This is a genomic window from Aeromonas sp. sia0103 (genome assembly GCF_963895295.1).
Taxonomy (GTDB): Bacteria; Pseudomonadota; Gammaproteobacteria; order Enterobacterales; family Aeromonadaceae; genus Aeromonas; species Aeromonas encheleia.
In genome coordinates this window covers 1,148,642-1,175,290 of sequence record NZ_CAWQKG010000011.1, presented here as the reverse complement: position 1 = coordinate 1,175,290, position 26,649 = coordinate 1,148,642, and the positions used below count along the sequence as shown (strand labels likewise).

Here is a 26,649-nt window from a genome sequence, read left to right as displayed (position 1 = left end):
AAAGAGCGCCAGGGGCGCTCTTTTTGATGAGGGATGAGAGAGACGAGTCGAGGGATCCTGACCTCAGAACTCCTCTTCCTGCTCGGCCTTCATGCGGGCACGGCGTTCCATCGCCTCCTCCTCCGCACTCTCGATCTCGTGCAGCACGGCACTGAGATCGATGGCCTCGGTGCTCTCCTCGAACAGGCCGGTCAGCTCGCTCTCCGGGCTGAGCTTGCCATCTTCAAACAGCGCCCACATCTCCTTGGCATAACGGGTCTGGAGCAGCTCGGGCGCATACATGCCGTAGTAGTTACGCATGTTGTTGACATCCCGCTCCAGCATCGCCTTGGCCTGGTTGTTGGCGGCGGCGTCCACCACCTGGGGCAGATCGATGATGACGGGGCCCTTGCTATCCACCAGCACGTTGAACTCGGAGAGATCCCCGTGGATGAGGCCGGCGCAGAGCATGCGCACCACGTAACGGATCACCTTGGCGTGATCGGCCAGCGCCTGCTCGGGGCTGAGCGCCACGTCGTTGAGGCGGGGCGCCACATTGCCCTCCTCGTCGGTGATCAGCTCCATCAGGAGCACGCCATCGAGGCAGACATAGGGCTTGGGCACCCGCACGCCGGCGGCGGCCAGCTTGAACAGGGCGTCCACCTCGGTGTTCTGCCACACCTCTTCGTGCTGCTTGCGACCGTACTTGGAGCCCTTCTCCATGGCACGGGCGCTGCGGCTGTTACGCACCTTGCGCCCTTCCTGATACACCACGGCCTGTTTGAAGCTGCGTTTGGCCGCCTCTTTATAGACTTTGGCGCAGCGGATCTCGTCGCCGCAGCGCACCACATAGACGTCGGCTTCTTTGCCGCTCATCAGCCGGCTGATGACATCGTCGACCAGGCCGTCATCAACCAGAGGTTGGATTCGATTTGGAATTTTCATGACCGCCCTTTTACCTTATTTGCACCTTGTTTGCACCTTGTTTGCGTAGGACAAGACAGTCCGGCGCAGCCTCGTTTTCCCATCCCATATCCCTCTGGCGTCGCTATCCCCCGCCTCTTCCCGTCCGGACCGGCCGGAGGGCGCAGAAAATGGCGACAAATGAGACACTATCATGCCCGCCAAGCCACCTTTGTGAGGACCGCACCGGTCAGGGCTCGGGGGGCAGCCCCTGCCGGATGCGCCGGATCCCCTCTTCATAGAGGCCGTCTTCCCCCTCCTGATGCTCCTGGGTCTCGAAGATCTTGAGAAACCACATGTACTGCTCCGGGAAGCGGCTGAGCTGCCGCTCCACCATACGGTTCATGGCATTGACGTCCGCCACCAGATCCGCCGTGGGATAAGGGTCGAAGGGCGGCTCCACCTCCAGCCGATAACAGCCTTCATCCTCGTCATAACAGGCCAGGATGGGCACCGCCCTGGCACCGGTCAGCTTCACCAGCTTGGGCAGGGCCGGCAGGGTGGCCTTGGGATGGCCGAAGAAGGGCACGAACAGGCTCGCCTCGCGGCCATGATCCTGATCCGGCAGGTAGAAGAAGCTGTCCCCCCCTCGCAGGGCCTTGATGGCGGGCTTGATGCCGACGCTGCGCTCATACACCCGCCCGCCCTTGCTGCGCTCGCGGTTGATATACCAGTCGAACACAAGATCCTTGGGGCTCTTCATCATGGTGCACAGCGGCACCCCCTCATCGGTCAGGTAGCGACCTATCATGTCCACCGCCCAGGTGTGGGGCACCACCAAGATCATGGGGTGTCCGGCGGCCAGCTCGGTCTCTATATGCTCCCAGCCACGCACCTTGATGCGACTCTTGAGGAAGGTCTTGCCGCGCCAGGTGAGCTCGCCAAAGCCCATGAAAGTCTTGAGGCCGACCCGGATGGACTTGAGCAACAGCCGCTTGCGCCCGGCCGCATCCAGTGCGGGGAAGCAGATCTTGAGGTTGGTCTCGGCGATATAGACTTGTTTCTTGGAAAACCGCAGCAGCACGGGCGCCAGCCCGTCGGCCAACCTGTCCCGCCAGCGGGCCGGTGTCCAGGCCAACAGGGAGAGCAGGCCGAGTGCCAGCCAGCTTCCCCACAGACGCGGGTGCAACAGGCGCGGATGAAATGAGGTGTCGAACACCGGATCTTGTGAGGACATGGTCGCCATCGAATCATCAAAACAGAGGGTTATTTTAGTGATCCTGACATTTTTTTCTACTCCAAGGCCGCCCAGAGCCGCCGCCAAGTCACTGATCAGACTAGTTAGAAATAAATAATGGCCCACTTGGGGCCATTCGCAACTGCGCATTAAGCTGGGGTTCAGGGATGGGGCGAGAGCCCACGGCGAATGCGCCGGATCCCCTCTTCGTAGAGGCCATCCGGCCCCTCCTGCCCCTCGCGGGTATCGAAGATCTTGAGGAACCACATGTACTGCCCCGGGTGACGGGTCAGCTGCCGCTCGACGCAATCGTTCATGCGACAGGTGTCGGCCAGCAGATCCTCGCTCGGGTAGTCGGCGAAGGGGGCCTCTATCTCCAGCTTGTAGCAGTGCGCCGCCTCGTCATAGCAGGCCAGCACCGGCACCGCCTTGGCGCCGGTCAGCTTCACCAGCCGTGGCAGGGCCGGCAGGGTCGCCTTGGGATAGTCGAAGAAGGGGGCAAAGATGCTCGCCTCGCGGCCATGATCCTGGTCCGGCAGGTAGAAGAAGCTCAGGCCGGACTTGACCGCCTTGATCACCGGCTTGATGCCGGCGCTGCGCTCATAGACACGGCAGCCATTCTTGGCCCGCTCACGGTTGATGTGCCAGTCGAACACCGGGTTGCGGGCGCTCTTCATCATGGTGCACATGGGCACGCCACGCTGGGAGAAGTAGTAACCCGCCGCATCGATGGGCCAGCTGTGGGGCACCACCAGGATCACCGGTCGACCGGCGGCCTGCTCCGCCTCTATGTACTCCCAGCCGCTCACCTGGATCCGTTTCATCAGGTATTTTGGGCTGCGCACCGTGAACTCGCCGAAGCCAAGCAGGCTCTTGAGGCCGACCCGGACGGAGGCCATCAGGATGGCGTCCCGCTCGGCCTCGCTCTTCTCCTTGAAGCAGATGGCGAGGTTGGTCCTGGCGATATAGACCTGTTTCTTCGAGATCTTGAGCACCAGCGGCGCCAGGGCGTCGGCCAGCCTGTCGCGCCAGCGCGGCGGCACGAAGGCGAACACGCCGAGGGCACCCAGGGCCAGCCAGCTCGGCCAGTAACGGGGACGCAGCAAACGGGGCTGAAAAGAGGAGTCAAAAACGGGATCTTGGGAGGACATGGATACTATCGAATGATGAAAATGGGCAATTGTGGCAATCCTGACAGGTAATACCAGTTAAAGCTATCTTAATGTCACCTGAATCATCGGCTTCCTGATCCCGCTCACGCCTCTGGCCAAGGGGCCTGGCGCCCCTCCCCCGAGGGCGGCCCTCCCGTTCAGAAAAGCGACTCAGCCGGCCATGTACAATGCAAAACACCCCGCATGAGGAGGTGTTTTGCCGATGACAAGATTGGACAGTTCGCCGAGTCCGATCAGGCCCTTAACGACGCGCCAGAGGCGGGTTTGCCACCGTCATGCGCGCCTGGCCAAGTGGCAGGAAGAACATCAGGTAACGCAGCGCCACGTAACCGACGATCAGGGTCGCCACACCGAGCTCGACATAGGCCAGCCGGGTGATCTGCGCCGCATAGTGAGCCGCCTCAGGCCACTGCGCCAGCAGATGAGCCACCTTGAACAGGGCGGTGGCACCTATCACCAGCGGGAAGGTGAAGGCGGCAAACCCTGGCGAGAACGGCAGGCGCAGCAGCTTGACGAAGGCCAGGTAGATGATCCCCGTCATCAGGAGCGCTATCCCGAGCAGGGTGGCCACCAGCAGCAGCGACGGATCCTGGCTCACGGTCAGGTAGCCGGCCAAGGAGAGGCTGGCGGGAGCGGCCAGGATGGCGATGGTCGGCTTGGCGGCGTCCGGCACCTCGTGGCTGAAGATCAGGCGATAGAGCATCAGCGGCAGCATCAGGCCGTAGCAGATCATGCCGAACCAGAGCAGGCCGTTGGCCAGCCCGGCGAAGGGGCCGCCCGGATAGGCGACGTCCGCCACTATGATCCCGACCGGCGGCACGAACCAGCTCGGCACCATGTGATGGAGCTCGAACGCCTTGGCCCGGTGCCAGATGAAGGTGGCCAGGAACAGCAGGTGCAGCACCACCGCAAACAGCCAGAGCCCCTGGCCGAGCGCCGGCGCCAGCAACCCGACAGCCTTGGAGACCACCATGGTGGCCATGGCATAGGTGGGCACCACGCTGCCGACCACGGGGTGAGCCAGATCCTGCCACAGCAGCCGCGGGTGCAGCACGAACTTGCAGGTGAGGATCAGCAGCAGGGCCGCGGCGATGGCCCCGCCCAGCAGTTGCAGGCGACCATCGAACTGACCGGCGTTTTCCCAACACCAGCCGAGGCTGGCGATCCCGAGTGCCAGCCCTGCCATGGGGGTCGGGGCGGCGGCCAGGGAGCGGCGGGTTCTTGCGATCATGTCTGATACCCTCTTATTGATGACGATGTGCATAGGATAATGAGGGTCTATCGTTTACGATATCTAAATGAATTGAATTAAGCGTTCAGGAAAACCAAACAAAAATGAAGCTGACCCTGCAACAACTCAAGGTGTTCGCCACCATAGCCCGCCATGGCAACCTGGGGCTGGCGGCGGGCGAGCTCTGCCTGAGCAAGGGTGCCGTCTCCCAGTCGCTGCAGGAGCTGGAGCGCCAGCTCGCCACCCCGCTGTTCGACCGGGTGCATCCCCGGCTGCAACTCAACAACGAGGGGCGCCTGCTGCAGCCGGCCGCCGAGGAGCTGTTGACCCGGATGCAGGAGATAGAACAGCTGTTTCGCCCGGATGCCGAGCCCAGCGGCCAGCTGCGGCTCGGTGCCAGCCAGACCATAGGCAACTACCTGCTGCCGAGCCTGCTGGCCGACAGCGCCCACGAGCTGGGGCTGCCCCCCAGGGTGACCATCGCCAACACCCATCTGCTGTGCCATGCCCTCGCCAACTTCGAGCTGGATCTGGCGCTGATCGAGGGAGAAAACCATCTCCCGGATCTGGTGACCGAGCCCTGGCTCGAGGACGAGATGCTGATCATAGCCCCGCCAACCCACCCCCTTGCCGCGCACGCGGCCCTCTCCCCCGAGCGGCTCGACGGTGAAACCTGGGTGCTGCGCGAGCCCCAGTCGGGCAGCCGCGAGCAGTTCGAGCAGCAGCTCCAGCCCAGGCTGCCGCACTGGCGGGCGGGGCTCGAGCTCAACACCCTGGAGGCCGTCATGCTGGCGGTGGAGCATGGCCTCGGCCTCTCCTTCGTCTCCCGGCTGGCGGTGGCGGATCGGTTGCAGAGCAGCCGTCTGGTGGCGCTCTCCCTCAGCCAGTCCTTCCCCCGCCGACTCTCCCTCATCTGGCACAAGCAGAAGTACCACTCTGCCGCCCTGCGCCGCTTCCTGGCATTTTGCCGCAGCCAGCAGGGCCCTGAGCAGGCACGAGCCGGCACTCCGACGCCCTGACAGACCCATGACGAAGAGGGCGCCGTGGCGCCCTCTTTCATTCGGTCAGACAGGATGGCTCCGAGCCACTCAGCGCCCGCTCTGCAGCCCCGCCTCGACCCAACCCAGCACCCGGCGGCTCAGGGCCTGGGGCAGCCAGGGGGAGTCCAGCAGCCCCTGGCGGACGCAATCGGCGAAGTGATCCGCCTCATGCTGCATGCCGCCCCCCAGCACCGGCAGGTGAATATCCTCAGGCCAATGGGCCAGGGGCCCGGCGGATAGCAGGCGAACATGCTGCGGGTTCCACCACTTGCCCTCCAGTACCAGCTCCCAGCGCTCTCCGTTCACATCTCCGCTCAGATAGGCACTCTTGTCGAGATCCTCGACTATGGAGGCGCCGAGTTCGGCCGCAAGGGGCCCGTTAAACACGAAGTGCGCCGCGAGATCCACCTCCCCCTCGGCCCGCACCAGACGCAGCTCGGGCTCTCCCGCCGCCAGCCCCAGTCGCTCACAGAAGGCGGCATAGAGCCAGAGCGGATAGACGCCCACATCCCAGGCGGCGCCGCCGTCCAGGCCAGGATCAAACAGCTTGCCGCCTCGCTCCTGCACCGAGCCGAACGCCGCCCGCAGCGAGCGGGGGGCGGGCAAGGCGGGCAGCCGCGCCAGCAGGGTGCGCATGGCCGGGAAGCACATCACCTTCATGGCCTCGAGCAGCAAGAGGCCGCGCTCATGGGCGAGCGCCACCAGCGCATCCCAATCCACCACCCGGGTGACGGCGGGTTTTTCCACCAGCACGTGCTTGCCCGCCAGCAACATCTGCCTGATCAGCCCGGCATGCTCCGGGTGGATCAACGCCACATAGACGGCATCGACCTCGGTGCTCTCGGCCAGCGCCTGGTAGCAGCCGTAGGCCAGCGCCAGCCCCTGCTCCCGGGCAAACGCGTTCGCCCGCCCCTGATCACGGGCGGCGATCGCCACCACCCGGCCCGCGCCGGCGTGCAGGTTCACATCCTGGCAGAAACGGCGCGCTATGGCCCCCGCCCCGGCGATGCCCCAGCGCAGTGGCGCCCCTGTCAGTTCCTCTGTTTGCATCCGTTCTCTCTCCTGCACAGGTTATGCCTTGGCCAGACTGCGCAGCCAGCGGATCTCGTCACCCCAGATCGTCTCGTCTATGGTCTCCAGGATCAGCGGAATGCCGTCGAAGCGCGCATCGTTCATGATGTGGTGGAACACCGCCTCCCCCAGATTCCCTTGCAGCAGGCTGTGGTGGCGGTCGACCCGGCTACCGAAGGTACACTTGGCACCGTTGATGTGCATCCCCTTCAGGTACTGAAAGCCCACGATGCGATCGAAATCCGCAAACACCTGGGCACAGCTCTCGGCGCTGCGCAGATCGTAGCCGGCGGCGAAGGCGTGGCAGGTGTCGAAACATATGCCGACCCGGCTCTTGTCTTCCACCCCGTCGATGATGGTGGCCAGGTGCTCGAACGACCAGCCGAGGTTGGTGCCCTGCCCGGCGGTGTTCTCGATCACGGCGCTGACCCCCTGGCTGCGCTCCAGCGCCCAGTTGATGGACTCGCTCACCAGTTTCAGGCTGACGGCCTCGGGGATCTGCTTCAGGTGACTGCCGGGATGGAAGTTGAGGTAGCAGAGGCCAAGCTGCTCGCAGCGCTTGATCTCGTCCAGAAACGCATCCCTGGACTTGGCCAGGGCATCGGGGTCGGGATGACCCAGATTGATGAGGTAGCTGTCGTGGGGCAGGATCTGCTCGGGGCGAAAGCCCGCCTTGTCGCAGGCCTGTTTGAAGGCGCGAATGCTGGCCTCGGAGAGCGGCGCCGCCTGCCATTGGCGCTGGTTCTTGGTGAACAGGGCGAAGGCATTGGCCCCGATGGCCTGCGCGCGGGCGATGGTGTTTTCCACCCCGCCGGCCGCACTGACGTGGGCTCCGATAAATTTCATAACATCTCCTCTGCACTGTGAACCGTCATCAGGCAGACCCGCGCCAAGCTGAACGTCCGATGCGGCGCCTCATGGGGTCTGCGTTGTGAGGCGCCATTATGCCCAAGCCCCCCGCCCGCGCCAAACCGGGATTGTCGATGGCCACCATAGAAAAGGCGCCCGCAGGCGCCTCGTTCAGGGTGGTGGTCAGTCATGACTCAATAGTCAAGCCCGGCACCATAGGGGTAGAGCGGGCTGGCAGAGTCGCTCGCCACATCCGACTGCTGGTTCAGCACCGCCTGCCAGCTGGAGGGCAGCTCGAACGGCAGCTTGCCCCTGGCCTTGGCCTTGCCGCTGATGACATCGAACAGCGCCTGATCCAGGGCCCCGAAGTTGGCCAGCAGCACCTGGGCCGCAGGGGCCACCTCGGTCAGGATGGCGGGCCTGTCCAGATAGACCGACAGCACCAGCGGCACCCCGGCCTGCTCGATGGCCTGGATGGCGGCCAGCTCGTCCGCCCCATGGTAGACCCCCTCATGGGCGGTCTCCTGCTCCACCTGATCGCTGCTGGCGAAGCCAAGCTGACCGAAGTGGATGCTGCCAAACGGGAAGCGGGGATCCTGCTCGCCGGGGGCATTGACCCTAGCGATGGCGAGATCGGCCTGGGCCAGATCCGTCACCACCTTATAGCCATTGGCCGTCGCCACCTCGGCATTGACGTTATGGAGATAGACCCGCTTGCCCTCGGCCTTGAGTGGCAGCAAGGCGCCGTCATTCTTCAGCAGCACGTGGGCCGCCGCCTGCGCGGCCTGGGCCTCCTGCTGGAAGGCGCTGTTGCCGACCAGGGTCACCGCCGCCTGGGCATCGACGTAGGGATTCTCAAACAGCCCCAGTGCAAACTTCTGCTCGAGGATGCGCAGGGCCGAGTTCGACACCGCCGCTTCGGTCACCAGACCCGCCTGTACGGCCGCCAGCAGGGGGGCCGGATCCTCCACCCCACCAAACTGATCCACCCCGGCGGCGATGGCCTTGGCGTAGCGCTGGGCCTTGGTCAGGTTCTCCACCCCCCAGGACATGCCAAAGGGCACAGTCCAGGGGCTGACGCCGGCCGCCACCTCCTCCTGACTCAACCCCTCCTCGCAGCGGGCGTTGCAGTCGTTGACTATGCCCCAGTCGCTGAGCACCACCCCCTCGAACCCGAAGTGGCCCCGCAACAGCTCGGTCAGGATCTGGCGGTTGAAGCCAAAGCCCACCTCCTCGATGGCCTGTCCCTCATGGGTCAAGCCCTCCGGCAGGGCATAGTAGGGCATGACAGCCCCCACCTTGGCCTCGAAGGCCCCCTCGAAGGGCACCAGATGGTAGGCGAACTGACCGCCCGGATAGACCTGCTCCTTGCCCCAGGGGTTGTGGGCATCCAGTCCGTCTTTCTGCGGGCCGGCCCCGGCGAAGTGCTTGACCACGGTAACGACGCTCTGCGGGCCTATGCCGTCACTCCCCTGCTGGAAGCCCTCGATGTAGGCCTTGACCAAGGACTTGGCGAGCTGGTTGTTCTCGCCGAAGGTGCCGTTGATGCGGCCCCAGCGCGGCTCGGTCGCCAGATCCGCCTGGGGTGACAGGGCCTCCTGGATCCCCACGGCGCGGTACTCCTGGCGGGCGATGTCGCCGAAACGCTGCACCAGGGCGGCATCGCCGATGGCGGCGAGACCCAGTGTCTCCGGCCACTGGGAGAAGGCGCCGGCGCCGATGCTGGTGGCATTGGGATCATGGGTGAAATGGTTGCGCGGATCTGTGCTGACCGTCATCGGGATGCCAAGGCCGACCCCCTCCAGCAGCGCCTGCAGCCGGTTGTTGTCCTCGGCGATCGCCGCCGGATCGCCGGCCATGCGGGTGATGAAGGTGTTGACCCCATCACTCTTCAGCATCTTGTCCATGGCGGCCAGATTGACCCGCCCCTCCCCGTCCAGCACCAGGGTGCCGTGCATCATCAGCCCCGCCTTCTGGGCCAGGGTGAGTCGCGCCACCAGATCCCGCGCCCGCTCGTCGGCGCCGAGGCGCCAGTCTTCATAGGGGGTCAGGTCGCCGCTGGCATCCAGATCCTTGAATTGCAGGCCATCCTGCTCGATCAGGGCCGCCGAGCGGTGCCCCAGGTTGGGTTGCTCGGGCTTGGGGGTGGAGTCGTTGTCATTGTTGCACCCGGCCAGCAGCAGGGCGCCTATGGTCAGGGCGAGACGGTGGTATTTCATTATTGTGACCTTCCATGTGTGTAGGTCAGGCCACTGTATGGAAAAGCCAGTCCCTTCACTTGCCCGACGGGTGCAGGAAATTGCCCGCTGGGAGCAGCATGCAAAACTGTGAAAAGGGTTGCAGGATTACGCTTGGTTACAATATTGAAACAATTAACCGCACCTGGGTCACAGCAATTTGTGGCCGGTGCTGGATCATGGTGGGCCACCGCTGACAAGGATTTCGCCGTGAAGACAGTCTCCAACCGGATAGCCCAGCACTGCCTCGCCCACTGGCAGACTCAAGGGCGGGATCCGGCCCAGCTCCTGCTCGCCGCCGGGATAGCCAGAGAAGAGCTGCAGCTGCCCCAGGGCAGGATCGATGCCCAGCGCCACTTCCGGCTGCTGGCCCAGGTCGCCCCCCATGCGGATCTCGCCCGCGGCTGGGCGCCCCCCTCGCTGACCGGGCTGTTTGCCGACTTCCTGCCCCTGGCCAGCCTCTGCTGCAACGCCGCCACCCTGCGCCAGGCACTGCACTTCTTCCTCTCCTACCGCCCCCTGATCGGCGAGTGCGACCGGATCCTCCTGCGGGAGGAAGAGGGACAAGCCAGGCTCAGCTACCATTCGGAGTCCGCTCACCCGGACGTGATCGCCATCAGCAGCCTGGCCAACCTCTGCCACCTCTATGCCCTGCTCCAGTTTTACCACCCGGGGCAGGGCCAGCTGGTGCTGCCGACGCCGGTGCGCCCCAAGCTGTGGCGCGAGCTGGCCGCCTGGCTGGGAGGGCGGCTGCAACTGGGAGCGGGCTTTGAGCTGCGCTTCCCCGCCGCCCTGCTCGATCTCGCCTATGCCGGCCACAACCTGGCCCTGCAGCCCCTGCTGCTGGGGGAGCTTGGCAACCAGATGAGCCTGCTCCACCCGCCGACCCGCTACCGTGAGCGGGTGCTGGCGCTGATCCGGCTGCGGCTCTGGCAGGGGGACGGCGAGCCCCACCGGCTGCTCGGCGAGATCTGCGAGACGCTCAAGCTGACCCGCTGGACCCTCAATCGTTACCTGCGCGAGGAGGGCTGCCACTTCTCGGCGCTGCTGGATCAGGTCAGACGGGAGGAGGCCTGCCGCCTGCTGCAGGATCCCGGCCTGCAACTGCAGGAGGTAGGCGGTCGGCTCGGCTTCGCCAGCCAGAGCAGCTTCAGCCGCTTCTTCAAGGGGGCCTTCGATCAATCCCCCAGCCAGTACCGATCACGGCGCTGCCGGCTCTGAGTGCGGGTCGGCGCCCACTCAGCCAGCGCGGACGACGCTGACAGCGAGGCGCTGACCCGTCGGCATCGTTATCCCGCCAGAAAGAGACAATACTGTGATCCTGTCGGCTCGCATCGAGCCCCCGCCATCCACCCAGACAGGAGTCACAGCATGACCCACCCCATTGCCCTCATCACCGGTGCCAGCCGCGGCCTCGGCAAACACTCGGCCCTGGCCCTCGCGGCGAAGGGGGTCGACCTCATCATCACCTACCACAGTCAGGCCGACGAGGCCGTCAGCGTGGTGACCCAGGCGCGGGCGCTCGGGGTCAAGGCCCAGGCGCTGGCGCTGGATGTGGGTGACAGCGCCTCCTTCGCGGCCTTTGCCGACGAGGTGCGCCAGCTGCTGCAACGGGAGTGGCAGCGCGAGCGCTTCAACTTCCTGGTCAACAACGCCGGCATCGGCATCCACGCCGACTTCGAGCAGACCACGGAGCAGCAGTTCGACACCCTGCTCAACATCCACCTCAAGGGGACCTTCTTCCTGACCCAGCAGCTGCTGCCGCTGATCATGGACGGCGGGCGCATCGTCAACCTCTCCACCGGTCTCACCCGCTTCGCCCTGCCGGGTTATGCCGCCTATGCGGCCATGAAGGGGGGCATCGAGGTGCTGAGCCGCTATCTGGCCCTGGAGCTGGGCCCGCGGGGGATCGCCGTCAACGTGGTGGCCCCCGGCGCCATCGAGACCGACTTTGGCGGCGGCCTGGTGCGCGACAACAAGGCGGTCAACGAGCGCATCGCGAGCCAGACCGCGCTGGGGCGGGTCGGCCAGCCGGACGACGTCGGCGGCGTGATCGCCGCCCTGCTCTCCGATGACAACCGCTGGCTCAACGCCCAGCGCATCGAGGTCTCGGGCGGCATCTTTATCTGAGTGTCCATCCCGGACCCCATCGTCTCGGGAGCCCTGGAGAGCGCAAAAACAAGAGGCCCCACCATAAGGTGGGGCCTCTTTGTGTCTGCCCGGTTTTGCCTGACCGCTTGCATGACTGGCCCAGCGGGCTGGCACCGTCCGTGCGCCGGGGAGACGCCTTACAGCGTCTTGCCGCCGGAGGCGATGACGCTCTTGTACCAGTGGAAGCTCTCCTTCTTGATGCGGCGCAAGGATCCGCCCTGCTCGTCCCGCTCCACATAGACGAAACCGTAGCGCTTCTGGTAGCCGTTGAGCCAGCTCAGGATGTCGGTGAAGGACCAGGCGCAGTAGCCGAGCAGCTCGACCCCGTCCTGCAGCGCCTGCTGGCAGGCGATCAGGTGGCTCTGCAGATAGGCGATGCGGTAGTCATCGTGCACCCGGCCGTCAGCCTCCAGCTGGTCGAACTCCCCCAGTCCGTTCTCGGTGATCATCAGCGGCAGGCCGTAGCGGGACGAGAGCCGACGCAGGGCGATGCGCATCCCGGTGGGATCGATGGCCCAGTCCCAGTTGCTGGTCTCCAGGTGCGGGTTCGGGGTGGTCTTGTAGAGACCGGGGACACCGCTCGACGGCGTGGTGCCCTTCTGGCCCGTGGTGTTGATGCGCTGCATCGTCTGGCCGCCGAGCGGGTTGTCGGTGTAGGTCAGGGTGTAGTAGTAGTTGACCCCTATGTAGTCCGGCGTGCCTTCCCGCAGCAGTTCCAGATCCCCCGGCAGGATCTCCGGGGCCTCACCGTTCTCTCTCAGGTAGGCGAGCGCCGCCTGAGGGTAACGGCCGAAGCAGTAGGCATCCAGCCACCAGAGGTTGGTGAACTCCTCGGCATTCTCGAACGCCAGCATGTCTTTGGGGTCGCACGACGCCGGGTAGGCGGGGGAGTAGGCGAAGCTTGGGCCGATGAGGCCGCCCGGCACATGCTGACGGAACGCCTTGATGACCCGGGCGTTGGCCAGAAACGCAATGTGGTTGGCGGCGAAGAAGCGCTTCCTGTCCTGCACCGCGGGCGGATGGGTGCCGAGCTGATAGGCGTTGGTCAGGTTGTAGTTCTGCTCGTTGAGGGAGACCCAGTACTTCACCTTGCCGGCGAAGCGCTGATAGAGGGTGACGCAGTAGCGCTCGAAGTCGTCGATGATGCGTCTGTCTTCCCAGCCGCCGTACTCTTCCTGCAGCGCCTGGGGCAGATCCCAGTGGTAGAGCGTCAGCACCGGCTCGATGCCGTGGGCGATCAGGCTGTCGATGAGCCGCTCGTAGAAGGCCAGCCCCGCCTCGTTCACCTCGCCCCGACCGGTGGGGAAGATGCGCGGCCAGCTCACCGAGAAGCGATAGGCCTTGAGCCCCATCTCGGCCATCAACGCCACGTCCTCTTCCACCCGATGATAGTGATCGACGGCCACGTCGCCGTTGCTGCCCTCAAAGGTCTTGCCCGGCAGCTTGGTGAACAGATCCCACACCGAGGGGCCCTTGCCATCGGCGTCCCAGGCCCCTTCGACCTGATAGGCGGCGGAGGCGGCGCCCCAGAGGAAGTCCGCGGGGAAGTCATTGAACTTGGGGTGATGCATCTGGCTTGTCTCCTGCTGCTTGAAACCTGAGTGCCTTGGCGACCTGGGCACCCTGAATGAATTGGCACAAGCATCGAACAGTTCTAGAATTCCGTCCAATGACAATTTTGACCATTCAACATTCCAAACAGGAATGAAGGAGCAGCAATGGAGCTGAGAGACCTGAAGGCCTTCGTCACCCTGGGGGAGGTATTGCACTTTGGCCAGGCGGCGGCGCGCCAGCACATCACCCAGTCGGCCCTGAGCAAGCAGATACGGCGGCTGGAGGCGGAGTTTGGCGGCGAGCTGTTCGAGCGCAACGCCAGCAGCACCCGGCTGACCCTGCTCGGGCGGGCGCTCTATGCGGATGCCTGCGCCCTGGTGGCGCAGAGCGAGCAGCTCGGCCGCACCGCCCGCGACGTGCTGGCGGGCAGCGGCGGCAGCCTGCGCATCGGCTTCGGGGTGGCCACCAAGCTGCTGGTGCCCGCCGCCATCGCCCGCTTTCGGGCGACCCGCCCCCGGGTGAATATCGAGCTCAACGATCTCTCCACCCATCACCAGCTGATGGCGCTCGCCGAGGGCAAGCTGGATCTCGGCTTCTGCCGCCTGCCCGCCCCCAGGGGCTGGCACTTCCTGCCGGTGGTGCGCGCCCATTTCGTCGCCGTGCTGCCCGCCAGCTACCGCGGGATAGGCGGCTTTGCGGATCTGGTGGACAAGCCGCTGGCCATCTTGCGCCGGGACAAAGCCCCCTCCTTCCACGATCAATTCGTGCACTACCTGGCCCAGAGCGGGCTGCGTTTTCGCGACATCCAGTATGTGAACGACTTCGCCGCCGGCATCGCCACCGCGGCGGCGGGCATCGCCTGGACCCTGGTGCCCTCCTCCACCACCATAGAGCACCCGGACGTGATCGCCCTGCCGCTCATGGAGCCCGAGGCGAGCTGGATCATCGGCCTCACCCGCCCGCCCCAGGGCGACAACCCGCTCATCGACGCCTTCTGGCAGACGGTGGCCGAACTCGGGGATCCCGAGCTCCGAGACGCCACCCCGGCTCAGGGCCGATAGCGTAGCGCCCTGCCGGCTGAGCCTGCGGTCGGCCTCGTTGCAAAGGCGGTGCTCGACGGGGCATGGATCCTGAGTGAGAGAGGCTCGGGTGGCCAGAAAGTGCTGAGCGCCATGGGCGCGCCGCCTGATTAGCAGTAGCTTTTCGGCGGACAAGCCCATTAGAATCTCCCCATAGACTCCGCCGTTCACTGCGCCGCCCGACAAGGATCCCTGTCCCCCATGCCACCTCACTGGCTGCTGAAATTCGATTTGCACCGCCTCATCCTGGCCCTGGCCGTCCTCGGCGTGCTGGCCACCTTTGGTAACAGTTTCTACGCCGTCCACCAGGCCCAGCGACAGCTGCTGATCGCCAGCACCCTGGAGGCCAACCGGGTCTATGCCGCCAAGCTGGCCGCCTCCGCCGATGCCATGCTCCAATCCGCCCAGGGGCAGCTGGCCTACAGCGCCTCCCTGCTGGCGCCGCTGCTGCAGGCCAGGGACCTGGGGGGCCTCGACGAGGAGGTCAGCCGCCTGCGCCTGCAGACCAACACCTTCAACTCGGTGGTCATCGTCAACCGCGACGCCACCATAGTCGCCGTCTCCCCCGAGACGCTGCAGCTCAAGGGGGCCAAGCTCAGCTCCCCCATCTCCCGGCAAGCCCTCAGCCTGCAGCAGCCGCTGATCTCGGACCCCTTCGTCTCGCTCTCCGGCAACTACCTCATCAGCCTCTCCTACCCGGTGTTTGCGGCCGATCAGCGCTACCTCGGCTACGTCGCCGGCACCATCTACCTGCAGTCTGCCAGCATCCTCTCCAGCATGCTGGGCCAGCACTACTACCAGGATGGCTCCTACCTCTATGTGGTCGATCGGGAGAAGACGCTGATCTATCACCCGGATCCCCAGCGCATCGGCCAGAAGATCGAGGACAACCAGGTGGTCGACGAGGTGCTGAACGGACAGCAGGGGGCACTGAGTGTGATCAACTCCGGGGGCACCGACATGCTGGCCGGCTTCGCACCTGTTGCCAGCGCGAGCTGGGGCATAGTCGCCCAGCGCCCACGCAGCGCCACCCTGGCGGGGCTCGACGAGCAGTTGTCCGGCGTGCTGATGCAGATGGTCCCCCTCACCCTCTTAATCCTCTTCGTCATCTGGCTCTCGGCGACCTTCATCTCCCGGCCGCTGCGCCAGCTGGCCAACCGGGCCAGGCTGATGGATCAGCAGGAGGCGATTTCCAACATCGCCGGCATCCGCGCCTGGTACTTCGAGGCGGCCCAGTTGAAGCAGGCCATCCTCAAGGGGCTGGGCCTGCTCAATACCAAGATCGACAAGTTGCACAACGACAGTCACACCGATCCCATGACCGGGCTCCTCAATCGGCGGGCGATGCAGCAGATGCTGGATGAATATCAGGCCGAGCGCCGGGCCCTGTCCGTCATCGCACTGGATATCGATCACTTCAAGGCCATCAATGACAACTTCGGTCACGACGTCGGGGATGAGGTGATCATCGCCCTGGCCGGCCTGATGCAGCAGGAGATCAGGCCGGATGCGGCCCTGTTCCGCAGCGGCGGTGAGGAGTTTCTGTTGCTGCTACCCGGGGTCTCGCTGTCGCAGGCCCAGGCGATCGCCGAGCGGCTGCGGCTGAAGGTAGCGGCCCATGAGATGGCCAGGGTGGGACGAGTCACCCTCTCCCTCGGCGTGGCACATTGGCCCGAACATGCCAGCGCCACCCTGGGGGAGGTGCTCAAGTGTGCGGACAAGGCGCTTTATGAAGCCAAGCACCAAGGCAGGAATTGCGTGGTGGTGGGAATGTGTTGATGGGCGGGGCCCAGCGTCAGAAGCTGTAACCCATCTTCAGATAGATGCCCGAGTTGTCATCCTTGCCCATCGCATACTCGAGGTTGGCGACTATGCCCGCCTCCGGCTTGAGCAGATACTGGACCCCCGCCCCCCAGGCGGGATAAATGTTGTCACTGTCGGAGCAGTCCAGTGACTCACCGTTGACGGCGTCGCCGTAGAGGCAGGCCACCCCGGCGAAGGCGGTGAGGGTCCAGCGATCCGCCAGCTTGTAGCGCTCCTCGACCTCGACCGCCGACATGTTCTGGGCCAGGTACTCGCCCGGGGTGTAGCCGCGCAGGTAGATGGGAGAATAGGAGCCGCTCGGCGCGTCGTGCGAGAACTGGTTGCGATTGCGCCAGGCGAGCACGTTACCCTCCCCGTGACTCCAGTAGCCCCGGTAGTCGACCCGGTAGATGTCGAAGTCCTGCTCTCCCCCCAAGCCCTCCCGATAGGCCAGGTTGTTGACGTTGAGGTACCAGCCCTTGGTCGCGCTGAAGTCGCTGTCGCGAGAGTCATGCTGCACCACCAGCCCGAGCCCCCCCGAGGTGAAGCCCTCCAGCCCCAGCTCGTCCAGGATCTGGTCCGACTGCGGATCCTGACCCTGCATCTCGTAGTTGGAGTACGCCGCCATGCCGCCGACGAACCAGTCCCCCTCCACCCGGTACAAGTAGCGGAAGAAGGCGGAGCGGAAGTTGTCGTTGGTCTCCAGGGCGCGGCCGGTGCCGAGGTAGTCCTCGTAGCTGTTGTTGATGTCGCCGGAGATGATGCCGCCGACGATACGGTGGTGATCCGCCCCGAACGAGGTCTTGGCGAAGGCGCTGGCGATCAGGGACTCGGAGGTGGTGTACTTGGCCGAGAGGGTGAACAGCGACGGACGCGACTCTTCATCGAACTGATGCAGATAACCCACCATCAGACCCGCCGCCGTGTCCAGCTTGGGGCTGGAGCTCAGCAGCGGCACGAACAGCCAGGGGGAACGATCGGCCTTCGCCGTCTCCTCGCTTTTCTTGCCATCCTGGCCGGCTTTCGCATCCTCGTTGGCGGGTTCTGCCGCGGTCACGGGGGCCGCCGCCAGGGTCATGGTGAGGGCCAGGCCGGCCAGCAGAGGGGAGGTCGAGTTACGCATGTATGGGATCCGCACTGGGTCACGCGCGGTACTGCGGCGGCGCTGGGCCACCCAGCTTCGCAGGCGCGTTCCGTATTCAGGTTGCCGGCCGCTGACATTCATTACGGGCGACCGGGAAAGGGGGGCAAGCATATCGGCAAGCCCGGACCCCAGCTACCCAAAGATGGTTAGCCGTACAATCGCCATACAGCTTCGCCGCACTCTGGGTTAGCACGAACGCCAGAGATGAAAAAACCCCTGCCGATGGCAGGGGTCGAATGGGCTGGTGCGACAGGCTACAGGTTGACGGCGAGGCTGGCCGGCGCCCTGGTCGGGCTCACCAGCACCGGGATGGACTTGGAGGTCGGGGTGAAGGAGCCCTCGCCTATGCTCTCGATGGCGACCAGCGGGTTGGTCTCCGGGTAGTAGGCGGCGATGTTGCCCCGCGGGATCTCGTAGAAGATGACGCTAAAGCCGCGCACCACCCGTTCGCGCCCATCGTTGCAGATGGCGGCCATGTCCACCTGTTGCTCCTCGGCCAACCCGAGCGCGCGGGCATCCGCCTCGTTCATGAACACCACGTTGCGCCGCCCCTTGATGCCGCGATAGCGATCGTCCATGCCGTAGATGGTGGTGTTGTACTGATCGTGGGAGCGCAGACTCTGCAGCAGCAAGACCGGCTGATCCACCATCTGCTCGGCGTGGCGGGTGCAGTCGGGCAGGATGGAGTCCGGCAACCGGCTCGGCCTGAACTCGGCGAGGCCGCTGCGGGTATTCCAGCGCAGCTTGGCCGCCGCGTTCTCGAGGTGGAAGCCGCAGGGCTCCTCGATGCGGCGATTGAAGTCGTCAAAGCCGGCGATGGTCTCGGCGATCAGATCCCGCAGCAGTCCGTAGTCATCGCGCAGGGCCAGCCAGTCGACCCGCTCGCTCCCCAGGGTCGCCTCGGCCATGCGGGCGACTATGTCGATCTCGGACAGGCAGAGCGGGGAGACAGGATCGTTCATGCCGGTCGAGGCGTGCACCATGCTGAAGGTGTCTTCCACGGTGATCTTCTGGATGCCGGTGCGCTGCCGGTCGAGTTCGGTGCGACCGAGACAGGGCAGGATCAGCGCATCCCGGGACACCATCAGGTGGCTGCGGTTGAGCTTGGTGCTGATCTGCACGTTCAGCTCGCTGTTGCGCAACGCCTCATAGGTGAAGTCGGTGTCCGGCGCGGCCGCCGCCAGGTTGCCCCCAAGGCAGACGATCATCTTGCTCTGGCCTGCGTGCAGGGCCTTGAGCGCCTCGTAGACGTTGTGCCCGGGCGTGCGCTTGAGCCCCGAGAAACGGCGCTCGAGGCGGTCGATGTAGGCCGCATTCGGCTTCTCGTTGATGCCCATGGTGCGGTTGCCCTGCACGTTGCTGTGGCCGCGCACCGGGCAGAGCCCCGCCCCCGGCTTGCCAATCTGGCCGCACATCAGGTGCAGGTTGACTATCTCGCGGATGGTGTCGACCGAGTGCTTGTGCTGGGTGATCCCCATGGCCCAGCAGCTGATCACGCTGTCGCTCTGGGCAAAGATCCTGGCCGCCTGGCTGATGGCGTCCCGGCCAAGCCCGGACTGAGCCTCTATCTGGGCCCAGTCGGTGGCGTGCACCTGCTCAAGGTACTGATCAAAGTGCGCGGTATGCTGCTCGATGAAGGCGAGATCGATGCGTCCGCCCTCCTCCTCCAGGATGTACTTGGCCATGCCGCGCACCGCCGCCATGTCACCGCCCAGCTTGGGGGTCAGGTACTGGTGGCTGATGCGGGTGGCCGCCGGGGTCAGCAGCTCGGCCGGGCTCTGGGGGCTGGCGAAGCGCTCCAGCGCCACCTCTTTCAAGTTGTTGAAGGTGACTATCTGGCAGCCCTGGCGCGCCGCCTGGCGCAGTGCGTTCATCATGCGCGGGTGGTTGGTACCCGGGTTCTGGCCGAACACGAAGATGGCCTTGGCGGCGTCGAAGTCCTCCAGCACCACAGTGCCCTTGCCCACCCCGACGGACTGGATGAGCCCCACCCCGCTCGCCTCGTGGCACATGTTGGAGCAGTCCGGGAAGTTGTTGGTGCCATAGAGACGGCCGAACAGCTGATAGAGGTAGGATGCTTCATTGCTCGCCCGCCCCGAGGTATAGAACTCCACCTCGTCCGGGCTGGCCAGACTCTGCAGCTTGGCGGCGATGATGGCGAAGGCCTCATCCCAGCTTACCGGCTCGTAGTGATCGCTGGCCGGGTTGTAGCGCAGCGGCTCGGTCAGACGGCCCTGATATTCCAGCCAGTAGTCGCTCTGGCTCGCGAGGCGGCGCACCGAATGCTCGGCAAAGAACGCGGCCCCCACCGTCTTGCCAGTCGACTCCCAGGCCACCGCCTTGGCACCGTTCTCGCAGAACTGGAAGGCCCCCTGCTTGTTGTCACCCCAGGCACAGCCCGGGCAGTCGAAGCCATCGGTCTGGTTGACCCGCAGCAGGTTCTTGATGTTCTGGCGGGTCTTCTGGCTGCGCAGCACCTGCTTGAAAGTGGATTGCAGGGAAGAAAATCCACCGGCCTTGGCTGGTTTCTCAATATGACTGGACATTGGGTTCTCCGATCTGGTCTGAGGGCCGGCCATGGGAATAGTAGACCGGGGCGTCAAACCTGGGCACATGAATGAGGTTCAGGTTGTATTTCAGGGCCAGCCGCACGGCGAGCTGGCTGGGGGATGCGAGGCTTATCAGGTGAGCGGCACCAAATTGCACGGCCTTGTGAATGAGTTCGCTGCCGCAGCGGCTGGTGATGACCAGGGTGCTGGCGCGCACGGGCTGGCGCAACTGCATGCCGATGAGTTTGTCCAGGGCGTTGTGCCGGCCTATGTCTTCCCGGCAGGCCACTATCTCACCCTGCTCATCCAGCGCCAGCGCGGCATGGAGCGCGCCGCTCTGGCGGGCCTTGCACTGCCAGGGGGCGATGCGCTCGCGCAAGTTGGCAAGGCTCACGGCCGCAGGCGGTGCCAGCGGAGCTAGAGGGGTCAGGGCGGGCAAGGCATGTTCGATGGCCTCGACCCCGCAGATGCCGCAGCCGGTCGCGCCGGTGAGGCGGCGCTTGCGCTGGCTCAGGGCGGCGAGGCAACGGTTGGCGATGGTCACATCGAGCACCATACCCTGCTCTGAGGGTGTGATCTGGATGTCGTGCACATCCTGATTGCCCGCGATGATGCCGTCACCGAACAGGAAACCTATGGCGAAATCATCGAGATCGTCGGGGGTCACCATCATGACGGCATGGTTGATGCCGTTGATATTGACTGACAGGGCCGCCTCTTCCACCAGCTCGTCCAGCCTGGGCAACCATGCATTGAAAGGGTCCATACGACACGCTTAAAAATGTATCCGAGAACCAAGTTTAGAGAAGTCATGGCGGCAAAACCAATGAAACAAATCTATTCATCAATAGAACAATCCTATTGCAGATGGCGGCTCGATTGATTAAGTTTGTCGCCCATTCATGGTACCCATCCGCATAGCTTCAATGAATATCAATCAGTTACGCTACTTTTACGAGCTGGCCCAGCACCGCCACTTCGCCAGGGCGGCCAAGGCCTGCTTCATCACCCAGCCAACCCTGTCGGCCAGCATCACTACCCTGGAGAAATCCCTCGGCACCGAACTGGTGGTGCGCAACAGCCAGTTCGTGGCGCTGACCCAGGCCGGTGAGGTGGTGCTGCGCCACGCCGAGCGGATGCTGCTGGAGCAGGACTCGATGCGCCAGGAACTCAGCCTGTTCAGCGGCGAGCTCAGTGGCGCCCTGCGCATCGGCATAGTGCCGCAGTCGAGCGTCGACATCATGCCGCTCATCAAGCGCTTCAATACCCTCTATCCCAACGTCACCCTGCGCCTGTCGGTGCTGACCCACGGCACCCTGCTCGAACAGCTGGATCTGCACCGGACCGACATCGGGCTCGGCTTTGACGAGCCGCTCACCGACGGCCAGCGCCGCTCCCTCGACGTGCAGCTGCGCCGCCCCAATCCGATGGCGGTGCTCAGCCCCCGGCCCGCGGCGGGCGACACCGCCAACCAGGGCCCGTTGAAACTGGCCGATCTGCAACCCCTCCCCCTGATCCTGCCGAGCAGGACCATGCAGTTTCGCCACCATTTCGAGCAGGCCGCCGCCCGCCAGCAGCTGAGTTTCAAGGTGGTGCTCGAGACCGACTCCCTGTTCCACCTGGTCAATGCGGTGAGCCATGGTCTGGGCAGCGCCGTGGTCAGCGCCGGCATCGCCAGCACCGCCAACCAGCTGTTCAAGGTGCACTGCCAGCCGCTGGAGGACGCGACGGCGGGCACCACCGCCTTTATCACCCGCAAGCACAGCGTCACCCCGGCCATGCACGCGTTTCTCGAGATGGCGGAAGTGGATGAGTCGTAATCCCTGAGGGGATTGTCTCATTTGAACGCGTTGAAGGGTCTGGAACTGGGGGAAATTCAGGGACCATCATCGCACCGATGATGGTCCCCTCGATTGAATAGTGAGAACTGACTCAGTGGCCCAGCTTGTGGAGCATGTGATCGATCACCTCACTGTGCTCGTGCTGCGGACTGAACAGAATGACCTCGGCGTCTTGACCGACCCTCACCGTGTGCCCGGGTGGCCAATAGAACAGATCCCCACCGCTGATCACCTCGCTCGAACCATCCCCATAGGTGACCGACAGTTCGCCCTGCAATACATAGCCCCAGTGCGGGGCCTGGCACAGATCGCCCTTCAGCCCTTGCAGCAGCGGTGCTATATCCGTGCCCGCGCCGAGGGAAAAATATTCGCCGCTGATCATGCCGTATCCGGTCGCGTCGCCAAATTCGGTCTGTTGCCGCGCGATGGCGCCCGGCACCTGGATCCTGACGGGTACATCCTGCTTGGAAATACGCATCTGTACGCTCCTCGATGGTGGTTGTGGAGGTCGAATAACGATCTCTGGCTTAGGTTGCATGGCGCATGATCGCTGCTCATACCGGTTTGATGTTCTGGTTCATCCGGAAGAGGTTGGTCGGGTCGTACTTCTTCTTGATCTCCACCAACCGATCGTAGGTCGCGCCATAGGCGAAGGCGATGCGGTCGGTCTCGTCCTGGGTGAGGAAGTTGATGTAGGCGCCGCTGCTGGCAAAGGGTTGCGACTTGGTAAAGAACTCGCGCGCCCAGGCGATGCAGCGCTCGTCCTCGCCAGCCGACTCCCAGCGACCGTGCACGTTCATCACATAATTGGCATCCCGGCTCGAGTAAGCCATCGCCTCGGGCGCGACCCGGGCCGTCTGGCCGCCGATCGTGCCGATGAAGATCTCGCACTGGGGCGACGGCAACTTGCCGGCGTATTCGATGATGGCGTCGATCGCGCCGTCGCTGAGCTGCGAGAAGTTGTGCGACTTCCAGTAGTTGCGCGCCCCCTTCGACAGGAGCGGATCGAACGCCTGCTGCCAGGCGACGTATGGCTGGACCCCGATGTGCTCGCCGAGCACGGTGCCAAACCCGCGCAGCGGTTCGATCAGCCTCTCGCCCTCTTTGGGATCGCCCACATAGCACAGGGCGAGCGCGACCATCTCCTTGCCGTGCACGTCCTCGGGCAGGAAGGGCAGCGGAGGCGCCTTGCGCGTGACCATCCAGACGCTGAGCTCATCCGGCATCGTCTCGGTGAAGCGGGCGAACCGCGTCAACACGAGCTTCGCCTGATCGAACGCAAAGACGATGAGCCCGCTCAGTACATCCGGCCCGACGGGATGGAGCTGGAACTCGAAGCGGGTGACGACACCGAAATTGCCACCTCCCCCCCGCAGCCCCCAAAAGAGATCCGCGTTTTCCGTTGCGCTGGCGTGCAGCTGACGGCCATCCGCCGTGATGACTTCCGCGGAGAGCAGGTTGTCGATGGTCATGCCGAACTTCCGGCTCAGCCAGCCGAACCCGCCGCCGAGCGTCAGGCCGGCCACTCCCGTGGTCGAGTTGATGCCCAGTGGCGTGGCGAGGCCGTGGGCCTGTACGGCCGCATCGACATCGGCGAGGGTGCAGCCGGGCTCGACGCTGGCCCGGCGAGTGGCCGGGTCCACTTGCACACTCTTCATCAATGAGAGGTCGATCATCAGGCCACCGTCGCACACGGCATTGCCCGCGATATTGTGCCCACCCCCTCGGATCGAGACGAGGAGGCTGTGTTTTCGCGCTAACTCGACGGCCTGCACGACATCTTCGGGCGAGGTACAGCGGGCGATCAGCGCGGGCTTGCGGTCGATCATGGCGTTCCAGATCTGGCGCACCTCGTCGTAATCCGCGTCTGCAGCAAGAAGCACCTCCCCCCGGAAGTGCGCTTTGAACTCGTCGATATTGGCATTTCGTAACGGCTTCATGGCGCCACCTTTTTGTTTGCACCTGACAACTGATTATGGTGCCCTTTCCCAAAGGTGCTCGGCTGATGGGCTGGAGTGGCAGCAATCTGTCATGACCCAAACCGAGGCGCTCAGGAAGATGAGCGGCGGCTAAACGAATCTGTACGATCCACGGGCAGCCACCGTGTGTTCGCGCCCCTGCATGAGGATCTGGGTGATAAAGGGCCTTTACCAATAGGGCCAGACGCCTTGGCTACACTCATAGCTGCACAGATTCTTTCCTCCCCGCAAAACTGTTGACCCCGTCCGTGCGAGCCGTGAAAGAGCACATCGTCTCTGGAGCCTGAAGATGGCGCCCAGTCATTGCGAAACGGAGGGCCAAACATGGCAACGTCAAAAACGGATCAGTATCTAGCGAACAACAAAAGGTATGCGCAGGGTGAGGCCGTGCACCAGCCTCTCTATCCGGGAAAACAACCGATCCAGCCGGCCAGGCGAGTGGTGGCCGTGACCTGCATGGATGCGCGGATCGATGTGGAGGACCTGCTCGGATTGCAGACAGGGGACGCCCACATCATCCGCAACGCCGGCGGGGTGGTCAGTGATGACACCATTCGCTGCCTGATCATCTCGCATCATCTGCTCAATACCGACGAAATCATCCTGATCCATCACACCCGCTGCGGCATGCTCGCCTTCACCGACGATCTGTTCAAAGCCGGTCTGGAAGGGGATCCAAGAGCGGAGGCACTGCTCGGCCAAGCCACCGGCCGCGCGTTCACGAGCTGCAAGAAATCATCTGCCACGCCGACGGCATTCCACGCGTTTCGTGGGCAAATAGAGCCGCTTGATTCTCCTCGCGATGAGCGAAACATGGAGCGCCTCACCTGGGACGTGCGGCGCGGCATGTCGGCCGTTCTGAACCACCCCTGGATACCGACGAACGGCGCGGATGCGGTCAGCGTGCGCGGCTTCATCTACGATGTCGATACCGGGATGCTCGAAGAGGTGGCCTACCCCGGGCCAATGGGCTCGTTCGACTGAATTGGGCTAAGCAGATACGACAGCTACATAAACAAGACACCGGCCTCAGGCCGGTGTCTTGTTCTCGATGAAGTCACTATCGGTCAGCACCATGTGTGCCTACTAGGTCGATCTGGAAGTCGGCTGCATCATTGCTGTTGACGTTACCCTCCACCTAGGTGTGCGCGATACCCTTGGCGTCAGTCACAAAATGGTACTTCAACTGGCCCTGGCCGCTGAATTATCGGTAACGGCTCAGGCATTGCGCGGCAACACAGTCAGCACCCGCACGATGAATGCATGCAGCTCATTCATGTAGTTGCGCAGGAAGTCAGCTGTCGAATCGTCCGTGACCTGTCCGCCCTCGGTGATCAGACCGGGCTTAAATTGAATGTAGGCTTCCAGCGTATTCATCAGTGGCGAATTGCAAAAGCACAGCACGCCACGCAAGCTCTGTTGCGCGACCGCGGTGCCAATGGCACCGGGCGACGTACCTATTACTGCCGAAGGCATACGTGTGAACGAATTTTGGCCCCACGGCCGGCTGGCCCAGTCGATCGCATTTTTCAGGCCACCAGGGATGGATCGGTTGAATTCCGGCGTCACGAACAACACCGCATCGACTTCGCTAATGGACTGCTTGAATTTTCGTGCCACCGGGGGGAAGTCCGCATCATAGTCTTGACTGTACAGGGGCAAGTCCCGAATGGGGATCTCAATCAACTCCAACTCGGGCGGTGCCAAACGCACCAGCGCCTCGGCCAGCAATCGATTGATTGATGTACTGGAGAGACTACCGACGAAATAACCAACCTTGTATTTAACCATGAAGATCTCCTTTGTAGAGTTAACCCATCCGAATCCAAGCCATCATGCTTAGCCTATAGCCGAGTCTTGATGCTGTTGAACAGATCGGAGATGCTCTAGGATAGTCGATAAACCAAGGAAGGCGCGGACAAGTCCCTGACGTGAGATCATCGCCACATCACCTTGAGTCGCTACCCTGTAATTTGTTGAATTAAAATAACTAAACCTCCCAGTCTCCTCACAGAGGATGCGTGTTCACAGCCTCCCTAGTCATCGCGAAATGGAGGATTATTTTCAGCAGCCCCTACCCTACCCCATCAGTAATAAAAAGACGCTCACCCACAAGGGGCGCACTCAATGCGGCCCTCTTAAGGCGTGTTTTTAGGGCTAAATTGAAATGGCGGGAGAGGTTGAATCATACCACTCGGATATCTGCCAAATACGGTACAGATATCTGACGCAGGATGAGCCAGCTGCAGGAGGTGTTTAAGATGAACGATGCGATTGAAACCTTGATTGAGCTAGCTGAACAGGGCGATGTGACTGCTGCTATCTGTTTGGCACATGCGTATGACACTGGCCTGGGATTGGATGGGCCGCAAGACAGACAGAAGGCCTGTTTCTGGTTTCAGAAAGGGGCCGAACTGGGCAATGCAGACTGCCAATTAAACGTCGGCATGATGTGTGAGAAGGGTGAGACGGTGCCACAGGACTACCGACAGGCGGCTGTCTGGTATCGCAAGGCCGCCGAACAGGGGGGCAAAGAGGCACAACGCCACCTTGGATACCTCTATAAAAATGGCTTTGGAGTAGAACAGGACTACAGGCAGGCTTATGCGTGGTTTTCTCTCGCAGCAACCAAGGGTGATCACGCAGCCATAGTATCGCGTGACAAGATGGTTAAGAAACTAGCCCCTGCCGCACTGGTAGAGGCGCAAAAACTGGCGTTTGGCTATTTCGAGCTGTATCGAAGATGCTGATCATACAGCGCCCCTGGCATGCTGGCGATTGTTGGCCTTGCTCTCGCCATTCCAGATAGGTTTCATCACTAGCGAGGCTG

Annotated in this window: 22 protein-coding genes; 8 read left to right on the top strand and 14 right to left on the bottom strand. The window is 63.6% G+C overall.

The features are described from left to right. Positions 1-63: 63 nt before the first annotated feature. The 4 genes from AACW18_RS07960 to AACW18_RS07945 all read right to left on the bottom strand — a co-directional run bounded on the left by AACW18_RS07960 (position 64) and on the right by AACW18_RS07945 (position 4,522). Entirely contained in the window at positions 64-924 is an 861-nt protein-coding gene (locus AACW18_RS07960) for a PA4780 family RIO1-like protein kinase (RefSeq protein WP_218388299.1), read from the bottom strand. A gap of 208 nt (positions 925-1,132) precedes the next feature. Continuing rightward, complete coding sequence (locus tag AACW18_RS07955) at positions 1,133-2,128, bottom strand: LpxL/LpxP family acyltransferase (RefSeq protein ID WP_218388298.1); 996 nt, start codon at positions 2,126-2,128, stop codon at positions 1,133-1,135. Positions 2,129-2,280: 152 nt separating this feature from the next. Continuing rightward, on the bottom strand, positions 2,281-3,270 hold the full coding sequence (lpxM, locus tag AACW18_RS07950; protein WP_218388297.1) for a lauroyl-Kdo(2)-lipid IV(A) myristoyltransferase: 990 nt from the start codon (positions 3,268-3,270) through the stop codon (positions 2,281-2,283). Positions 3,271-3,532: 262 nt separating this feature from the next. Then, the gene (locus AACW18_RS07945; protein WP_042653770.1) at positions 3,533-4,522 is read right to left on the bottom strand and encodes a TDT family transporter; all 990 of its coding nucleotides are present in this window, start codon (positions 4,520-4,522) and stop codon (positions 3,533-3,535) included. 104 nt (positions 4,523-4,626) lie between these two features. Between AACW18_RS07945 and AACW18_RS07940 the strand changes: the two genes are divergently transcribed. Further along, positions 4,627-5,541 carry a LysR substrate-binding domain-containing protein gene (locus tag AACW18_RS07940; protein WP_218388296.1) on the top strand — a complete coding sequence of 305 codons (915 nt, stop codon included), beginning with the start codon at positions 4,627-4,629 and terminating at the stop codon, positions 5,539-5,541. A 69-nt stretch (positions 5,542-5,610) separates the two neighbouring features. On the opposite strand, the gene AACW18_RS07935 is transcribed toward AACW18_RS07940, so the two are convergent. The 3 genes from AACW18_RS07935 to AACW18_RS07925 all read right to left on the bottom strand — a co-directional run bounded on the left by AACW18_RS07935 (position 5,611) and on the right by AACW18_RS07925 (position 9,701). Further along, complete coding sequence (locus tag AACW18_RS07935; RefSeq protein ID WP_218388295.1) at positions 5,611-6,612, bottom strand: Gfo/Idh/MocA family protein; 1,002 nt, start codon at positions 6,610-6,612, stop codon at positions 5,611-5,613. A gap of 21 nt (positions 6,613-6,633) precedes the next feature. Beyond that, positions 6,634-7,479 (bottom strand): deoxyribonuclease IV, encoded by an 846-nt coding sequence (gene nfo, locus AACW18_RS07930; RefSeq protein ID WP_218292158.1) that lies wholly within the window; start codon positions 7,477-7,479, stop codon positions 6,634-6,636. A 197-nt stretch (positions 7,480-7,676) separates the two neighbouring features. Continuing rightward, positions 7,677-9,701 (bottom strand): glycoside hydrolase family 3 protein, encoded by a 2,025-nt coding sequence (locus AACW18_RS07925; RefSeq protein ID WP_218388294.1) that lies wholly within the window; start codon positions 9,699-9,701, stop codon positions 7,677-7,679. A gap of 228 nt (positions 9,702-9,929) precedes the next feature. Between AACW18_RS07925 and AACW18_RS07920 the strand changes: the two genes are divergently transcribed. Beyond that, positions 9,930-10,940, top strand: a complete 1,011-nt coding sequence (locus AACW18_RS07920; protein ID WP_218388293.1) for a helix-turn-helix transcriptional regulator — start codon at positions 9,930-9,932, stop codon at positions 10,938-10,940. Positions 10,941-11,090: 150 nt separating this feature from the next. After that, positions 11,091-11,849 carry an SDR family NAD(P)-dependent oxidoreductase gene (locus AACW18_RS07915; RefSeq protein WP_218388292.1) on the top strand — a complete coding sequence of 253 codons (759 nt, stop codon included), beginning with the start codon at positions 11,091-11,093 and terminating at the stop codon, positions 11,847-11,849. 158 nt (positions 11,850-12,007) lie between these two features. Here AACW18_RS07915 and AACW18_RS07910 read toward each other — a convergent pair whose 3' ends face one another. Further along, the gene (locus AACW18_RS07910) at positions 12,008-13,441 is read right to left on the bottom strand and encodes a glycoside hydrolase family 1 protein (protein ID WP_218388291.1); all 1,434 of its coding nucleotides are present in this window, start codon (positions 13,439-13,441) and stop codon (positions 12,008-12,010) included. Between the two features lie 147 nt (positions 13,442-13,588). On the opposite strand from AACW18_RS07910, the gene AACW18_RS07905 reads away from it, so the two are divergent. Both AACW18_RS07905 and AACW18_RS07900 read left to right on the top strand, forming a co-directional pair. Next, the gene (locus AACW18_RS07905; protein ID WP_218329177.1) at positions 13,589-14,485 is read left to right on the top strand and encodes a LysR family transcriptional regulator; all 897 of its coding nucleotides are present in this window, start codon (positions 13,589-13,591) and stop codon (positions 14,483-14,485) included. A gap of 219 nt (positions 14,486-14,704) precedes the next feature. Next, complete coding sequence (locus tag AACW18_RS07900) at positions 14,705-16,282, top strand: sensor domain-containing diguanylate cyclase (RefSeq protein ID WP_218388290.1); 1,578 nt, start codon at positions 14,705-14,707, stop codon at positions 16,280-16,282. A gap of 16 nt (positions 16,283-16,298) precedes the next feature. Here the strand turns inward: AACW18_RS07900 and AACW18_RS07895 are convergent, their stop codons facing one another. From AACW18_RS07895 to fdhD, 3 genes are all read right to left on the bottom strand, one after another. Then, positions 16,299-17,429, bottom strand: a complete 1,131-nt coding sequence (locus AACW18_RS07895; protein WP_256351775.1) for a hypothetical protein — start codon at positions 17,427-17,429, stop codon at positions 16,299-16,301. 275 nt (positions 17,430-17,704) lie between these two features. Next, positions 17,705-19,996 carry an FdhF/YdeP family oxidoreductase gene (locus tag AACW18_RS07890; protein ID WP_218388289.1) on the bottom strand — a complete coding sequence of 764 codons (2,292 nt, stop codon included), beginning with the start codon at positions 19,994-19,996 and terminating at the stop codon, positions 17,705-17,707. Then, positions 19,980-20,765 carry a formate dehydrogenase accessory sulfurtransferase FdhD gene (gene fdhD, locus AACW18_RS07885; RefSeq protein WP_218388288.1) on the bottom strand — a complete coding sequence of 262 codons (786 nt, stop codon included), beginning with the start codon at positions 20,763-20,765 and terminating at the stop codon, positions 19,980-19,982. Before fdhD ends, AACW18_RS07890 begins: the two co-directional genes overlap by 17 nt. Before the next feature lie 160 nt (positions 20,766-20,925). Between fdhD and AACW18_RS07880 the strand changes: the two genes are divergently transcribed. Continuing rightward, a complete protein-coding gene (locus AACW18_RS07880) occupies positions 20,926-21,819 on the top strand; it encodes a LysR family transcriptional regulator (RefSeq protein ID WP_218388287.1) in 894 nt (297 codons plus the stop codon). Between the two features lie 112 nt (positions 21,820-21,931). Here the strand turns inward: AACW18_RS07880 and AACW18_RS07875 are convergent, their stop codons facing one another. After that, complete coding sequence (locus AACW18_RS07875) at positions 21,932-22,318, bottom strand: hypothetical protein (protein WP_218388286.1); 387 nt, start codon at positions 22,316-22,318, stop codon at positions 21,932-21,934. A 76-nt stretch (positions 22,319-22,394) separates the two neighbouring features. After that, positions 22,395-23,780, bottom strand: coding sequence for an FAD-binding oxidoreductase (locus AACW18_RS07870; protein WP_218388285.1), 1,386 nt, complete (start codon positions 23,778-23,780; stop codon positions 22,395-22,397). A 363-nt stretch (positions 23,781-24,143) separates the two neighbouring features. Between AACW18_RS07870 and AACW18_RS07865 the strand changes: the two genes are divergently transcribed. Beyond that, positions 24,144-24,803, top strand: a complete 660-nt coding sequence (locus AACW18_RS07865; protein WP_218388284.1) for a beta-class carbonic anhydrase — start codon at positions 24,144-24,146, stop codon at positions 24,801-24,803. Positions 24,804-25,037: 234 nt separating this feature from the next. Here the strand turns inward: AACW18_RS07865 and AACW18_RS07860 are convergent, their stop codons facing one another. Further along, positions 25,038-25,610 carry an NADPH-dependent FMN reductase gene (locus AACW18_RS07860; RefSeq protein WP_042653708.1) on the bottom strand — a complete coding sequence of 191 codons (573 nt, stop codon included), beginning with the start codon at positions 25,608-25,610 and terminating at the stop codon, positions 25,038-25,040. A gap of 470 nt (positions 25,611-26,080) precedes the next feature. On the opposite strand from AACW18_RS07860, the gene AACW18_RS07855 reads away from it, so the two are divergent. Continuing rightward, a complete protein-coding gene (locus tag AACW18_RS07855; RefSeq protein ID WP_218388283.1) occupies positions 26,081-26,569 on the top strand; it encodes a tetratricopeptide repeat protein in 489 nt (162 codons plus the stop codon). The last annotated feature ends 80 nt before the right edge of the window (positions 26,570-26,649 follow it).

Bases quoted from the DNA above. Each gene is read 5' to 3' on its own strand.
- AACW18_RS07960 (WP_218388299.1), bottom strand. From the start codon at position 924: ATGAAAATTCCAAATCGAATCCAACCTCTGGTTGATGACGGCCTGGTC.
- AACW18_RS07955 (WP_218388298.1), bottom strand. From the start codon at position 2,128: ATGGCGACCATGTCCTCACAAGATCCGGTGTTCGACACCTCATTTCAT.
- lpxM (WP_218388297.1), bottom strand. From the start codon at position 3,270: ATGTCCTCCCAAGATCCCGTTTTTGACTCCTCTTTTCAGCCCCGTTTG.
- AACW18_RS07945 (WP_042653770.1), bottom strand. From the start codon at position 4,522: ATGATCGCAAGAACCCGCCGCTCCCTGGCCGCCGCCCCGACCCCCATG.
- AACW18_RS07940 (WP_218388296.1), top strand. From the start codon at position 4,627: ATGAAGCTGACCCTGCAACAACTCAAGGTGTTCGCCACCATAGCCCGC.
- AACW18_RS07935 (WP_218388295.1), bottom strand. From the start codon at position 6,612: ATGCAAACAGAGGAACTGACAGGGGCGCCACTGCGCTGGGGCATCGCC.
- nfo (WP_218292158.1), bottom strand. From the start codon at position 7,479: ATGAAATTTATCGGAGCCCACGTCAGTGCGGCCGGCGGGGTGGAAAAC.
- AACW18_RS07925 (WP_218388294.1), bottom strand. From the start codon at position 9,701: ATGAAATACCACCGTCTCGCCCTGACCATAGGCGCCCTGCTGCTGGCC.
- AACW18_RS07915 (WP_218388292.1), top strand. From the start codon at position 11,091: ATGACCCACCCCATTGCCCTCATCACCGGTGCCAGCCGCGGCCTCGGC.
- AACW18_RS07910 (WP_218388291.1), bottom strand. From the start codon at position 13,441: ATGCATCACCCCAAGTTCAATGACTTCCCCGCGGACTTCCTCTGGGGC.
- AACW18_RS07905 (WP_218329177.1), top strand. From the start codon at position 13,589: ATGGAGCTGAGAGACCTGAAGGCCTTCGTCACCCTGGGGGAGGTATTG.
- AACW18_RS07900 (WP_218388290.1), top strand. From the start codon at position 14,705: ATGCCACCTCACTGGCTGCTGAAATTCGATTTGCACCGCCTCATCCTG.
- AACW18_RS07895 (WP_256351775.1), bottom strand. From the start codon at position 17,429: ATGCGTAACTCGACCTCCCCTCTGCTGGCCGGCCTGGCCCTCACCATG.
- AACW18_RS07890 (WP_218388289.1), bottom strand. From the start codon at position 19,996: ATGTCCAGTCATATTGAGAAACCAGCCAAGGCCGGTGGATTTTCTTCC.
- fdhD (WP_218388288.1), bottom strand. From the start codon at position 20,765: ATGGACCCTTTCAATGCATGGTTGCCCAGGCTGGACGAGCTGGTGGAA.
- AACW18_RS07880 (WP_218388287.1), top strand. From the start codon at position 20,926: ATGAATATCAATCAGTTACGCTACTTTTACGAGCTGGCCCAGCACCGC.
- AACW18_RS07875 (WP_218388286.1), bottom strand. From the start codon at position 22,318: ATGCGTATTTCCAAGCAGGATGTACCCGTCAGGATCCAGGTGCCGGGC.
- AACW18_RS07870 (WP_218388285.1), bottom strand. From the start codon at position 23,780: ATGAAGCCGTTACGAAATGCCAATATCGACGAGTTCAAAGCGCACTTC.
- AACW18_RS07865 (WP_218388284.1), top strand. From the start codon at position 24,144: ATGGCAACGTCAAAAACGGATCAGTATCTAGCGAACAACAAAAGGTAT.
- AACW18_RS07860 (WP_042653708.1), bottom strand. From the start codon at position 25,610: ATGGTTAAATACAAGGTTGGTTATTTCGTCGGTAGTCTCTCCAGTACA.
- AACW18_RS07855 (WP_218388283.1), top strand. From the start codon at position 26,081: ATGAACGATGCGATTGAAACCTTGATTGAGCTAGCTGAACAGGGCGAT.